The 13,589-nt window shown below is 71.5% G+C and carries 8 protein-coding genes, 1 tRNA gene and 2 pseudogenes; 1 reads left to right on the forward strand and 10 read right to left on the reverse strand.

The genetic code is table 11. The features are described 5' to 3' along the window. Positions 1-39: 39 nt before the first annotated feature. The 10 genes and pseudogenes from rpmE to AB0N31_RS05790 all read right to left on the reverse strand — a co-directional run. A complete protein-coding gene (gene rpmE / locus AB0N31_RS05745; protein WP_356567605.1) occupies positions 40-261 on the reverse strand; it encodes a 50S ribosomal protein L31 in 222 nt (73 codons plus the stop codon). A gap of 215 nt (positions 262-476) precedes the next feature. After that, positions 477-1,631, reverse strand: a complete 1,155-nt coding sequence (locus AB0N31_RS05750) for an LCP family protein (protein ID WP_366057093.1) — start codon at positions 1,629-1,631, stop codon at positions 477-479. 164 nt (positions 1,632-1,795) lie between these two features. Further along, positions 1,796-3,529: pseudogene (locus AB0N31_RS05755) on the reverse strand (trypsin-like serine protease). A 178-nt stretch (positions 3,530-3,707) separates the two neighbouring features. Then, positions 3,708-5,720 (reverse strand): transcription termination factor Rho, encoded by a 2,013-nt coding sequence (gene rho / locus AB0N31_RS05760; RefSeq protein WP_366057094.1) that lies wholly within the window; start codon positions 5,718-5,720, stop codon positions 3,708-3,710. A gap of 405 nt (positions 5,721-6,125) precedes the next feature. Beyond that, a complete protein-coding gene (gene thrB / locus AB0N31_RS05765) occupies positions 6,126-7,055 on the reverse strand; it encodes a homoserine kinase (RefSeq protein ID WP_366057095.1) in 930 nt (309 codons plus the stop codon). A 334-nt stretch (positions 7,056-7,389) separates the two neighbouring features. Next, positions 7,390-8,448 carry a threonine synthase gene (thrC, locus tag AB0N31_RS05770; RefSeq protein ID WP_366057097.1) on the reverse strand — a complete coding sequence of 353 codons (1,059 nt, stop codon included), beginning with the start codon at positions 8,446-8,448 and terminating at the stop codon, positions 7,390-7,392. A gap of 6 nt (positions 8,449-8,454) precedes the next feature. Next, positions 8,455-9,753 carry a homoserine dehydrogenase gene (locus AB0N31_RS05775; protein WP_366057226.1) on the reverse strand — a complete coding sequence of 433 codons (1,299 nt, stop codon included), beginning with the start codon at positions 9,751-9,753 and terminating at the stop codon, positions 8,455-8,457. 147 nt (positions 9,754-9,900) lie between these two features. Then, entirely contained in the window at positions 9,901-11,292 is a 1,392-nt protein-coding gene (gene lysA, locus AB0N31_RS05780) for a diaminopimelate decarboxylase (protein WP_366057098.1), read from the reverse strand. 15 nt (positions 11,293-11,307) lie between these two features. Continuing rightward, complete coding sequence (gene nrtL / locus AB0N31_RS05785; RefSeq protein WP_366057099.1) at positions 11,308-12,360, reverse strand: ArgS-related anticodon-binding protein NrtL; 1,053 nt, start codon at positions 12,358-12,360, stop codon at positions 11,308-11,310. A 340-nt stretch (positions 12,361-12,700) separates the two neighbouring features. Beyond that, positions 12,701-13,087, reverse strand: a pseudogene (locus AB0N31_RS05790) (response regulator); the annotation flags it as partial. A gap of 160 nt (positions 13,088-13,247) precedes the next feature. Here AB0N31_RS05790 and AB0N31_RS05795 point away from each other — a divergent pair. Beyond that, a tRNA-Arg gene (locus AB0N31_RS05795) sits at positions 13,248-13,319 on the forward strand. Positions 13,320-13,589: the final 270 nt, after the last annotated feature.

Here is a 13,589-nt window from a genome sequence, read left to right on the forward strand (position 1 = left end):
GGGCGGGGGTGCGGCCGTGGACCGGCGAAATGGGGCTCGCTACTTCTGGGAGCCGGCGGCCTTGCCGAAGCGGGCCTCGAAGCGGGCCACACGGCCACCGGTGTCGAGGATCTTCTGCTTGCCCGTGTAGAACGGGTGGCACTCGGAGCACACGTCGGCACGGATGGCACCGGACTCGATGGTGCTGCGGGTGGTGAACGACGCGCCACAGGTGCAGCTGACCTGCGTCTCGACGTACTCGGGGTGGATGTCGCGCTTCAAGGTGTCTCCTAGGTTTCGGGAGGGCGCCGGGTCGCCGTCCGCGGGATGCGGAAGCGTGAACCGGAGCCGACGTACCAGTCTGCCAGGACTGGCCGCATCCCCCAAAACCGGGGGGTGGGGCGATCTATTCCCGGCGGGTTCCACGGCCGGTGCCGGACCCCGGACGGCCAGGACTCCGGGCGGTCAGGGGCCCGGAGGATCAGGACCCCGGACGGTCAGGGCGAGGACACGACGCCCGCGGCCTCGCCCGCGGCGTTGCCCTCGGTGGCGGACTCCGGGATCGGGAGGTCCTTCTTCAGGGCCGTCCAGACCTGCTGGGCCTTCGCCTTCTCGACGAGGACGCGGTTGCGGTTCGCGGGGTCGTACCGCACGGGCATCGTGACCATGGTCATGTCGTCCGCGCCGATGCCCTTGAGACCGCCGGCGAAGGACATCAGGGAGTTCAGGGAGCCGAGGCCGGAGTCGGTGGTGACGGCCTTGGTGGCCGTGTCGGCGAGGGCGTACAGCTTCGTGCCGCCGGACAGGAGGCCGATGTCCTCGACCTTGCCGACCAGGGCCTTGACGAAGGCCTGCTGGAGCTGGATGCGGCCGAGGTCGGAGCCGTCGCCGACGCCGTGCCGGGTGCGGACCAGGCCGAGGGCCTGTTCGCCGTCGAGGGTGTGCGTGCCGGCCTTCAGGTCCAGGTGGCTCTCGGGGTCCTCGATGTCCTCGGTGGTGGTGATGTCGACCCCGCCCAGCTCGTCGATCAGCTTCTCGAAGCCGGAGAAGTCGACCTCCAGGTAGTGGTCCATCCGGATGCCGGTGATCGCCTCGACGGTCTTGACCGCGCAGGCCGCGCCGCCCGTGGTGTACGCCGAGTTGAACATCACGCCGGTCGCGGCGTCGTGGGTGCCGCCCTCGGTGTCGGTGCACGCGGGGCGGTCGACGAGGGTGTCGCGCGGGATGGAGACCACACCGGCCTTCCGGTGGCCCTCGTACACGTGGACGACCATCGCCGTGTCGGAGCGGGCGCTGCCGTCGTCGGCGCCGCCGCCGAGCTTCTTGTTGGCGCCGGAGCGGGTGTCCGAGCCGAGGACGAGGATGTTCTGCGAACCGTTGTCGGCCTTCGCGGGCCGGTCGGTGCCGAGGGCGTGGTCGATGTCGAGGCTCTCGATGTTGCCGTTGAGCTTGACGTACACGTACCCGAGGCCGGTGCCGCCGAGGACGACGACCCCCGCCGCGGTCCAGGCCGCGATCAGCAGGCCTCTGCGCCGGGCGCGGGACCTGCGGCGCGGGTCGCTGGACGGCTCCCGCGGGCCACTGGCGCCGGGCCCGTCCGGTGTGCCGGACTCCCCCGGTATGCCGGGCTCCGGCGTGCTCTCGGCGGACATGTGCTCCTCACGTCTTGTGTCGTCCTCACCATCGTCCTCCGCCATGTCTGACGGAGAAACTCGGCGCGGGGTTGCGCGACGCCCTGTGCCCGGCCTGCGGGAGGTCGGGCACAGGGCGTCACGGCGTCACCGGGTGAGCGGGGAGGCCCCGCTCGCCCGCGGTGTCAGCCGAGGATGTCGTACTGCTTGAAGGTCGTTCCGAGCGAGAGCCGGGCGGAGAAGATCGCGCTCCCGTTGCTTCCGGTGCCCCGGTACAGGTAGAGCGTGCCGGCGGGGGTGCGGGCCAGGAGGTCGGCCTTTCCGTCCCCGCTGACGTCACCGACGGTGGCGAGCATGTTGTACGTGGTGTTGCTCCAGGTGGCGACCTTGACGCCCGCCGCGAAGGTGCCGTTGCCGCGGCCCTTGTACAGGTACACCGCGCCGCCGGTCTTCTTGCGGGCGATCAGGTCGGCCAGACCGTCGCCGTTGAAGTCGCCGTGGCCGCGCACGGCGTTGAACGAGTTCCAGCCGACGCCCGCCTTGACGCGGGAGGCGAAGGAGCCGTTGCCCTTGCCCGGGTAGACCCACAGGGCGCCGCCGGAGTCGACGGAGACCAGGTCGGGCAGGTAGTCGCCGGTGACGTCACCGGGGGCGACGATGCTCAGCCGGGTCTTCCAGTTGTCGCCGACCAGCTTGGTGGCCCAGGTGCCGCTGGAGGGCACGTAGTGCTTTCAGAAGACGTCGCCGTCGGAGGCGCGGCGCACGAGCAGGTCCTGGAAGTCGTCCCGGTCGAGGTCGGTCTGGAGGACCAGGTTGACCCCGCTCCAGTTGCCCCAGGACTCGCGCGCGGCGAGCGAGGTGCCCTTGGAGTCGCGCTCGTAGCCGGTCTTGTCGGCGGCGTTGCGCATCCACAGGTCGGCGTAGTGGTCATTGCTGAGGTTGGTGTCGTCGACGCGCGGGTAGACGGCGCCGACGTACGTGGAGACCTTGCTGAAGACGCTGTACGCGCCGTTCTCCACGCAGTCCTTCACGCCCCAGGAGACGACGCCGACGATGCGGTTGTTCACCACGAGCGGCCCGCCGGAGTCGCCGTTGCAGGCGGAGGTGGTGCCCTCGTCGGCACCGGTGGCGGGGGTGCCCGCGCACACCATGTGGCCCTTGACGAAGTCGGCGCCGTAGAAGCCCGCGCAGGTCGTGTCGGCCTGGATCGGCAGCGTGGCCGTCTTCAGCGTGGTGGAGATGTCCTGGGTGGTGGAGGTGGTCCGCCCCCAGCCGTAGAGCTTGGCGTTCGTCCCGGCCTTGTACGACGCCGTGTCGGCGGCCGTCGTCATCCGGATCGGCGTGGCCCTGACGGGGTTCGCCAGGGTGAGGACGGCGATGTCGTTGTCGATGGTCGCCGCGTTGTACGACGGGTGGTTCCACTGGCGCCAGACGCCCGTCACGGTCCCGCCGTACAGGTCGGTGCTGGTGGCGAGTTGGGTGGCGCCGGTGACGACGGCGCCGTGGGCGTACCAGTTGTAGCCCTTGACGCAGTGCGCCGCGGTGAGGATCTTCGTCGGCGCGATGACGGCACCGCCGCAGAAGAAGCCGATGTCGTCGCTGGTGGTGGCGGTCCCCCGGTCGTCGCCGTACCAGAGCTGCGTCATCCAGGGCGCGGTGGTGACGGTCGTCGTCGTGCCACCGATGATCTTCGGATCGATGGTGGTGGCGGTGCCGGCGCTCAGGGAGGCCTTAGCGGTCTGTCCGGGCAGGTCGTCACCGGTGACGGCGGTGGTGAGGCGCTGCCGCAGTTCCTTGGCCGACGGGCCGCTGTGGGCGGGCGACGGCGGGGTCTCGGCGGCCTGTGCGCTCGACATGAACAGCGCGCCGGCCACGGCGGTGGCGACACCGGCCGCGACGACGGGCAGGGCGATGCGGATCCGGCGTCTGTGCCGTCCGCTCCCGGGCGTGGGTGTACCCACTCAAGTCCCCCCTCGGGATCTGGAGTTCAGGAAGATGTTGGTCGAAAAGACGACCGAAGGGCGTGATCGTACCCCTCCCCCGGACAGCGAAAAGGGCCGCCCCCGGAAAGGGGCGGCCCTCTTGCGAAGAAACGCGTCAGTCGTTGTTGCCCGGCGCCGGCGTCGTCTTCTGGATCTGCATCAGGAACTCGGCGTTCGACTTCGTCTGCTTCATCTTGTCGAGAAGCAGCTCGACCGCCTGCTGCTGGTCGAGGGCGTGCAGCACCCGGCGCAGCTTCCAGACGATGCCGAGCTCGTCGGGGGCGAGCAGGATCTCTTCCTTGCGGGTGCCGGACGCGTCCACGTCCACCGCCGGGAAGATCCGCTTGTCGGCGAGCTTCCGGTCGAGCTTGAGCTCCATGTTGCCGGTGCCCTTGAACTCCTCGAAGATCACCTCGTCCATGCGGGACCCGGTGTCGACGAGCGCGGTCGCCAGGATGGTGAGCGAGCCGCCGTCCTCGATGTTGCGCGCGGCACCGAAGAAGCGCTTCGGCGGGTACAGCGCGGTCGAGTCGACACCACCGGACAGGATGCGGCCGGAGGCCGGGGCTGCGAGGTTGTACGCGCGGCCCAGGCGGGTGATCGAGTCGAGCAGGACGACGACGTCGTGACCCAGTTCCACCAGGCGCTTGGCGCGCTCGATGGCCAGCTCGGCGACCGTGGTGTGGTCCTCGGCCGGGCGGTCGAAGGTCGAGGAGATGACCTCGCCCTTGACCGACCGCTGCATGTCGGTGACCTCTTCGGGACGCTCGTCGACCAGGACGACCATCAGGTGGCACTCGGGGTTGTTGTGCGTGATCGCGTTGGCGACCGCCTGCATGATCATGGTCTTGCCGGTCTTCGGCGGGGCCACGATCAGACCGCGCTGGCCCTTACCGATCGGCGACACGAGGTCGATGATGCGGGTGGTGAGGACGCCCGGGTCGGTCTCCAGACGGAGGCGGTCCTGCGGGTACAGCGGGGTGAGCTTGTTGAACTCCGGGCGGCCGCGGCCGTGTTCGGGCGCCATGCCGTTGACGGAGTCGAGACGCACGAGCGCGTTGAACTTCTCGCGCCGCTCGCCTTCCTTCGGCTGACGGACCGCGCCGGTGACGTGGTCGCCCTTGCGCAGGCCGTTCTTGCGGACCTGGGCGAGGGAGACGTACACGTCGTTCGGCCCCGGCAGGTAGCCCGACGTGCGGATGAAGGCGTAGTTGTCGAGGATGTCCAGGATGCCCGCGACGGGGATCAGGACGTCGTCGTCGGCGACCTGCGGCTCGGCCGCGCCGATCTCGTCACGGCCACGGCGGCCGCGGCGGTCCCGGTAACGCCCGCGACGGCCGCGCCGGCCGCCCTCGAAGTCGTCGTCGTCCTGCGGCCCGTTGTCCCGCTGGCGGTCCTGGCGGTCCTGACGGCCGCCGCTCTGCTGGCTCTGCTGCTGGCGCTGACCGCCCTGGCCCTGCTGGTCGTCGCCCTTGCCGCGGCGGTCGCGGTCACGGTCGCGGCCGCGCTCCCGGCGGTCGCGGCGGCGGCCCTCGGCGCCGTCGGCGTCGCTCCTGGCGTCGCCCTGCGGCTGGGCCTGCTCGGTCTGCGTGGCGACCGCGGTGTCGGCCTTCGGGGCGCTCTTCGCCTCGGCCGTCACGGTCTCGGGGCTGCCCGCGTCGGCGGTGGCCCGGCGGCGGCGGCGCTCGACGGGGGCCTCGTTGCCCCCACCCGGCTGGCCGGGGATCTCGATCTGCTGCTGGGCCACGGCCTTCTCGGCGGGGGCCTCGGCCGGGGCGGCGTCCGCCTTCTTCCCGGCGGCGTCCTCACCCGTGCGGGCCTTGGAGGTGGCACGGCGCTTGGGCTTGGTCTCGGTGGCGTCCCCGGCGGGGGCCTTCGCGGCGGAGGTGCCCCCGCCCGCCTGCGCCTCCTTGATGACCTCGATCAGCTGGCTCTTGCGCATCCGCGCGGTGCCCCTGATGCCGAGGCCGGATGCGACCTGCTGCAACTCGGCCAGCACCATGCCCTCGAGGCCGGTACCGCGGCGCCGCCGGGAGCCGGCACCGGCAGCAGGCGCGGAGGCGTCCGTGGCGGGCGCGGCAGCGGTCTCCTCGACACGTGCGCCCATCAGATCGGTGGTGTCGCTCACGAAGGGTCCTTCCCTGGAGCGGACGTCGGCCTGTCTGGCTCGGCGACCGGTTGTGCTGTCCGGCTTCGGTCCTTGCTGTGGCGAAGCCGGGGCGGTGGTCCGCCAAAGCGGCGGAAGAGATTTCTGGTGATGGCGCTTCCTCGACGATCCGTGACACCCAGTGTCACGTGGCGTGGTCGCACCGATTCCGGAGCGTGCCCGTCGGACCGCTCAGCGTCGCTGCACGGCGTACTGCCCAGGTACGACGTACGGAACGCAGTGCGGCTTGGGGAGCTCCCGGAAGAATGTCTGTCCCGGAGGGGGACGTGAAGCACCTCGCCATGGTGGGGTCGGGTGCAGACTTGAGGTTAACACTACCGGATCCAACAAACATTCCCCCTCTCGAAATCCGGCAACCGTGTGCTTTCACAGGTCGCCGGAGGGCGCGAGCGGCAGCACGCTCGCCCCCCGAAGGTCCAGGCTCAGCCGGTTGGCGGCCCATTCCGCACCCGCCAGCCGCTCGACCTTGTCGGCCGACTCCGCGTCGGCCAGGGCCATCACGGTCGGCCCGGCGCCGGAGATCACCGCGGGGACCCCGTCGGCGCGCAGCCGCTCCACCAGTGCGGCGCTCTCCGGCATGGCGGGAGCGCGGTATTCCTGGTGGAGACGGTCCTCGGTGGCGGGCAGCAGCAGCTCGGGGCGCCTGGTCAGGGCCTCGACGAGCAGGGCGGCACGGCCCGCGTTGGCGGCGGCGTCGACGTGCGGCACGGTGCGCGGGAGCAGTCCGCGCGCGGTCTCGGTCAGGACCGGCTTCCCGGGCACGAAAACCACCGGAACGATGGAATCCGAAGGCTCCATCCTGATCGCCCGCGCGGCGCCGGCCTCCATCCAGGAAAGCGTGAACCCGCCGAGCAGACAGGCCGCGACGTTGTCGGGGTGCCCCTCGATCTCGGTCGCCAGCTCCAGCAGGGCGGCGTCGTCGAGGCGGGCCTCGCCGCCTATGGTCACCGCGCGGGCGGCGACGATCCCGGCGCAGATGGCGGCGGAGGAGGAGCCGAGGCCGCGGCCGTGCGGGATGCGGTTGGCGCAGACGATCTCGAGGCCGCGGGGCTGGCCGCCGAGGACGTCGAAGGCGGTGCGCAGGGAGCGGACGAGGAGGTGTTCCTCGTCGCGCGGCAGCGTCTCGCTGCCCTCACCCGCGATGTCGATGTGCAGCCCTGAGTCGGCCACCCGGACGACGACGTCGTCGTAGAGCCCCAGCGCGAGGCCCAGGGCGTCGAAGCCCGGACCGAGATTGGCGCTGGTGGCGGGGACGCGCACCCGGACGGCGGCGGCGCGGAACGCTGGACCGGCCATCGCTCGTTGACTCTCCTTGAGCTGCGTGATGGTCGAATGACTTCGATTGACTTCGATGACGTACGAAGACCCTCGGGCCGCTGATGACGGCGCGGCACCGGTGCCCGCGCGAGATGCGGAGGCATATGCGGTAGGCGGGTTCGGTACAGCCTATCGAAGGAAGGTTCTGTGGCGACATAGGGCGCACGGGAGGCGCACGATGCGTGTCGCGAGCCCCCCGTGCACCCTCGCCAGGGAAAGTCCTCCGTGGAGGAACTTCCCCAGGTGAGGCCCTTCATGCCCGCGCGGGGACGCCCACGTCTCCGAGTGGCGCCCCCGCTGCCCGCGGGGTCGCTCAGGCGAGCCCGAGGCGCTCGGCCGCGGTCACCGCGTCGACGGGGACGGTCACCGGCTGCGGAGCGCCGGCCACGGCCCAGTCGGGATCCTTCAGACCGTTGCCCGTGACGGTGCACACGATCGTCTGGCCCGGGTCGACCTTGCCCTGCTCGGCGGCCTTCAGCAGACCGGCCACCGACGCGGCGGACGCGGGCTCCACGAAGACGCCCTCCTGCGCGGCCAACAGCCGGTAGGCGCGCAGGATCTCACGGTCCGTCACCTCGTCGATGAGACCGCCGGACTCGTCCCGCGCCGCGAGCGCGTACTGCCAGGACGCGGGGTTGCCGATGCGGATCGCGGTGGCGATGGTCGACGGGTCCTTGACGACCTCGCCCCGCACGATCGGAGCGCTGCCGGAGGCCTGGAAACCCCACATGCGCGGGGTGTGCGCGGCGATCCCGTCGGCGGCGTACTCCTTGTAGCCCTTCCAGTACGCCGTGATGTTGCCCGCGTTGCCGACCGGCAGGACGTGGATGTCGGGGGCGTTCCCGAGCATGTCCACGATCTCGAAGGCAGCCGTCTTCTGTCCCTCGATACGCACCGGGTTGACCGAGTTGACCAGCGCCACGGGGTAGTTGTCGCTCAGTGAGCGGGCCAGCGTGAGGCAGTCGTCGAAGTTGCCGTCGACCTGGAGGATCTTCGCGCCGTGGACGAGGGCCTGCCCCATCTTGCCGAGCGCGATCTTGCCCTGGGGGACGAGGACGGCCGAGACCATGCCGGCGCGCACGGCGTACGCGGCGGCGCTCGCCGACGTGTTGCCGGTGGAGGCGCAGATGACCGCCTTCGCGCCCTCCTCCTTGGCCCGGGTGATCGCCATGGTCATCCCGCGGTCCTTGAAGGAGCCGGTGGGGTTCGCGCCCTCGACCTTGAGGTGGACCTCGCAGCCGGTGCGCTCGGAGAGCACCTGCGCGGGCACGAGGGGCGTGCCGCCCTCGCGGAGCGTCACGACCTGCGTGCTGTCGGAAACCGGCAGCCGGTCCCGGTACTCCTCGATGATTCCGCGCCACTGGTGGGTCATTGCTGGTTACTCTCCTTCAACCCGCATGATGCTGGCGACACCCCGCACGGTGTCGAGCTTGCGCAGCGCCTCGACGGTCCCGGTGAGGGAGGCGTCGGACGCGCGGTGGGTGACGACGACGAGGGAGGCCTCGCCGCCTCCGTCCTGTCGTCCTTGCTGGCGCACCGTATCGATGGACACCCCGTGCTCCGCGAACACGGTGGCGACCTGTGCCAGGACGCCCGGTTTGTCGGCGACGTCGAGGCTGATGTGGTACCGGGTGACGACGTCACCCATCGGCGACACCGGCAGGGCGGCGTACGCCGACTCGCCGGGCCCCGTCGCCCCGCTGAGCCGGTTGCGGCACACGGCGACGAGGTCGCCGAGCACGGCGGAGGCGGTGGGAGCACCGCCGGCGCCGGGGCCGTAGAACATGAGCTGCCCGGCCGCGTCCGACTCGACGAACACGGCGTTGTAGGCGCCGCGCACGGAGGAGAGCGGGTGGGTCAGCGGAATCATCGCGGGGTGCACGCGCGCGGTGACGGATCCCCCGTCGGCGGCCCGCTCGCAGATGGCGAGCAGCTTGATGGTGCAGCCCATCTCCTTGGCGGAGGCGAAGTCGGCGGCGGTCACCTCGGCCATGCCCTCGCGGTAGACGTCGTCGAGGCGCACGCGCGTGTGGAAGGCGATCCCGGCGAGGATGGCGGCCTTGGCCGCGGCGTCGAAGCCCTCCACGTCGGCGGTGGGGTCGGCCTCGGCGTACCCGAGGGCGGTGGCCTCGTCGAGGGCCTCCTGGTAGCCGGCCCCGGTGGAGTCCATCTTGTCGAGGATGAAGTTGGTCGTCCCGTTGACGATGCCCATGACGCGGTTGATCTTGTCGCCGGCGAGCGACTCGCGCAGCGGGCGGATCAGCGGGATGGCGCCGGCGACGGCGGCCTCGTAGTAGAGGTCCTCGCCGTGTTCGTCGGCGGCGGCGTGCAGGGCGGCGCCGTCCTGGGCGAGCAGCGCCTTGTTGGCGGAGACGACCGACGCGCCGTACTCGAAGGCGGTGGTGATGAGGGTGCGGGCCGGCTCGATCCCGCCGATGACCTCGACGACGACGTCGATGTCGCCCCGTTTGACCAGGGCGGTGGCGTCGGTGGTGACGAGCGCCGGATCGATCCCCTCGCGCACCCTGGAGGGCCGCCGGACGGCCACTCCGGCCAGCTCCACCGGGGCCCCGATCCTGGCGGCGAGGTCGTCGGCGTGCGTCGTCATGATGCGCGCCACCTCTGAGCCGACCACTCCACAGCCCAGCAGCGCCACCTTCAGCGGACGCGTACGCATCATCCGACCTCGTTTCCTCATACCGTCTACGGTTGCTCCAGTCTCACTCACCGGACCGGGGTTTCTGTCCCCGGTCCGGATCGTGAGACATCTATTTCATTTCCACGGGGTGGCGGACAGGAGATCTTCCACCCGGTCGGCCTGCGCCTATCCGACGTCGAGCCGCAGGAGGTCCTCCTCCGTCTCGCGCCGGACGATGACGCGGGCCTCGCCCTCGCGCACGGCGACGACCGGCGGCCGCAGCACGTGGTTGTAGTTGCTGGCCATGGACCGGCAGTACGCCCCCGTGGCGGGGACGGCGATCAGGTCACCCGGTGCCAGGTCGGCCGGCAGGAACGCGTCCTTGACCACGATGTCCCCGCTCTCGCAGTGCTTGCCCACGACGCGCGCCAGCATCGGCTCGGCGTCGGAGGAACGGGAGACGAGCGCCACGCTGTACTCGGCGTCGTACAGGGCGGTGCGGATGTTGTCGGACATGCCGCCGTCGACGGAGACGTACGTGCGCAGTCCGTCGAGCGGCTTGACGGTGCCGACCTCGTACAGCGTGAAGGCGGTGGGCCCCACGATGGCGCGGCCGGGCTCGACGGAGATGCGGGGCGTGCGGAGCCCGGCGGACTCGCACTCGCGGGTGACGATCTCCGTCAGCGCCTTGGCGATCTCGTGCGGCTCGCGGGGGTCGTCGTCGCTGGTGTAGGCGATGCCGAGCCCGCCGCCGAGGTCGATCTCGGGCAGCTCGACGCCGTGCTCGTCGCGGATGTCCCTGAGCAGCCCGACCACCCGGTGGGCGGCCACCTCGAAGCCGGACATGTCGAAGATCTGCGACCCGATGTGCGAGTGGATCCCGATCAGCTCCAGCCCGTCGAGCTTCAGCGCGCGCCGCACCGCCTCGGCGGCCTGCCCCCCGGCGAGCGGAATCCCGAACTTCTGGTCCTCGTGGGCGGTGGCGATGAACTCGTGCGTGTGCGCCTCGACGCCGACGGTGATGCGGATCTGCACGGGCTGCCGCCTGCCGAGCGACTGGGCGATGTGCGCGACGCGGACGATCTCCTGGAAGGAGTCGAGGACGATCCGCCCGACACCGGCCCGGACGGCCCTCTCGATCTCCTCCGTCGACTTGTTGTTGCCGTGGAAGGCGATGCGGTCGGCGGGCATGCCGGCGGAGAGCGCGGTGGCCAGCTCGCCGCCGGAGCAGACGTCGAGGTTGAGCCCCTCCTCGTGCAGCCACCGCACGACGGCGCGCGACAGGAACGCCTTTCCGGCGTAGAAGACGTCGGCCTCGGTCCCGAAGGCGGTGCGCCAGGCACGGGCCCGGTCCCGGAAGTCGGCCTCGTCGAGGACGTAGGCCGGGGTGCCGTACTCCTCGGCGAGCGTCTTCACGTCGATCCCGCCGACGGTGACGACCCCCAGGGCGTCACGGGTGACGGTCCGCGACCACACCTTGGGGTCGAGGGAGTTGAGGTCGGCGGGCGGCGCCGAGTAATGCCCCTCCGGCAGGACGTCGGCGTGACGGGGCCCGGCGGGGTGTGCGGAACGACTCATCGTGGGCGTGCTCTCTCAGAGGTGGTCGGGTGCGTCGATGCCGAGCAGGGACAGGCCACCGGCCAGCACCGTCCCGGCGGCTTCGGCGAGGGCGAGCCGGGACCGGTGGGCGGCCGAGGGTTTCTCGTCCCCACGCGGCAGAACGGCGGGCAGGTGGGCGAGGGTCACGTCGGCGAGGGCCAGGAGGTGGCGGCTGAGCCGGGAGGGAGCGGCGAGGGCATCGGGGTGCGGGAGCCTGCCGGCGGAGGCGAGGACGCGGGGGTGGTCGGCGAGCAGCGCGATGAGGTCCGGGGTGTCCGGGGCGTCCAGGGCGTCCGGCGTCTCCGCGTCCGTTGCCACCGGGCCCGCTGCAGCCGGGGCCGTCTCGGGCCGGGTGGCGGCGTCGAATCCGAGGTCGGCGGCGTTGCGGGCGACGGCGCGGGTGCGGGCGTGGGCGTAACGGATCCGGAAGAGGGGGTTGCTCTCGCGCTGGACCAGGTGATCGGCGGTGATGCGGGGCCGGTCGTGCGGGGCGGGATGGAGCAGGGCCCAGCGGGCGGCGTCCGGCCCGAGCGGAGCGGGGTCCTCCGGCGCCGGCACGGGCCGCAGGTTCACACCGTCGCCGTGCGCGATCTCGACGCGCCCGCCCTGCGAGCCGACCATGCGCGCGAGCACGTCGGCCAGCACCTCGGCACGGACCTCGTACGGCACGCGCAACACGAACACCTGACCGGCGAGGGCGTCGGTACGGCCGTACCCCGGCCCCTCGTCGAGGATCCGCCGGACCAGTGCGGCGGACGTGACGGCCCGGTCGAGGCTGATGTTGAGGAACCCCGGCCCGGTGATCGCGACGTCGGTGACACCGGCTTCGCGCACGAGGTACGGCCGGAGCAGCGCGGCGACCCGCAACGGAGGCTGCCCGGCGGGGCGGGCCAGCTGGAGGGCGACGTTGGTGGCGTAGTCCCCGCACCCTCCCGCCCCGGGCGGCCCGACCACCACCCGCGAGGGAACGGCCACACTCAGCGCCCCGTCGTCGACGGCACACCGCACCGCGTGCAGCACGGTGCGGGACAACTCGACGGGGGTCACGGGACCAGCGTAGGGGAGGAGGGGGGTGGGTATGCGAGCCGGTTTGGGGGTGTCCGGGATGTGGACGGGGTGGGGGCGGTGAGGGGGGACGCTCCAGGAGGGGGAGGCCGCCGGTGACTCATTCGGCGACGGGCTCGACCAGGGGGGTGGGGGCGGAGCCGGGAGTGGAAGTGGGGTCGGGGCCGTGGAGGGGGCTGCGGCCGTGGGCAAGCCCGGGACCCGTACTGCGACAGGCCTCGGAGGCTGCGCCGGAGGTGGGACCGGGGGCCGTGCCGAGAGAGGTGTCGAGCCCGGGTCCCCCGTCGGCGCCGGCCAGACCGCCAGGGGCGTCGCCACCGCTCCCCTCCCCCCGCTTCCCCTCGATGAGCCGGCGCACGAGGCTGACGAGATCGGCGGGATCGAAGGGCTTGGAGAGGAAGGCGTCGACGCCCGCTTCGAGGCCGGACTCGACCTCGTACTGCGTGCAGGCGCTGATGATGGCGAGGGGAAGGCCGCGGGTGCGCGGATCGGCGCGGAGCCGCGCGGCGGTCCGCAGACCGTCCAGCCGGGGCATGACGACATCGAGGGTCACGAGATCGGGCCGCACCTGATGCACGACTTCCAGACACTCGGCACCATCGGACGCGGTCACGACCTCGAGGCCCTCCAGCTCGAGATTGACCCTGATCAGCTGCCGGATGACCTTGTTGTCGTCGACAACAAGCACCCGGCCCGAAGCGCCTGACACCACTCGAGAGTAGGTCGGACCCGGCCACCGCGTCCGGGTTTTCCCCACTTCCACCCCCTCCGCGGACCCCTCCCCGCCTCCACCCCGGCAAACCCGTTCCTGATCACCCCGAGGGAGCTGGTAGTGTTCTGTCCGTCGCCGCGAGCAACGCGACCGACACGCCCCCGTAGCTCAGGGGATAGAGCAACGGCCTCCGGAGCCGTGTGCGCAGGTTCGAATCCTGCCGGGGGCACCCAGCATGAGGTGCCCAAAGACCCCGTCACCAGCGGAAACGCTGAGGCCGGGGTCTTCGCGTATGTGCAGGCGGATGCAGCCCGGAGCGGGCGTGCGTCGGGGTCTGTGGACGAGGCGTGGACGGGATCTTGGGGCATCGCCGCAGGTGGTGAGCCTCGTCGGAGCCGAGCAGGTCTACCCCTCGTTATCGTCGTCCTGGCCTACAGCTGCACCGCGGGTGGGTGTGAGGCAGGCGAAGCTGAGCTGTCGTCGCCACCAGCCGCCGGCC

The organism is Streptomyces sp. NPDC051051 (assembly GCF_040682975.1).
Taxonomy (GTDB): Bacteria; Actinomycetota; Actinomycetes; order Streptomycetales; family Streptomycetaceae; genus Streptomyces.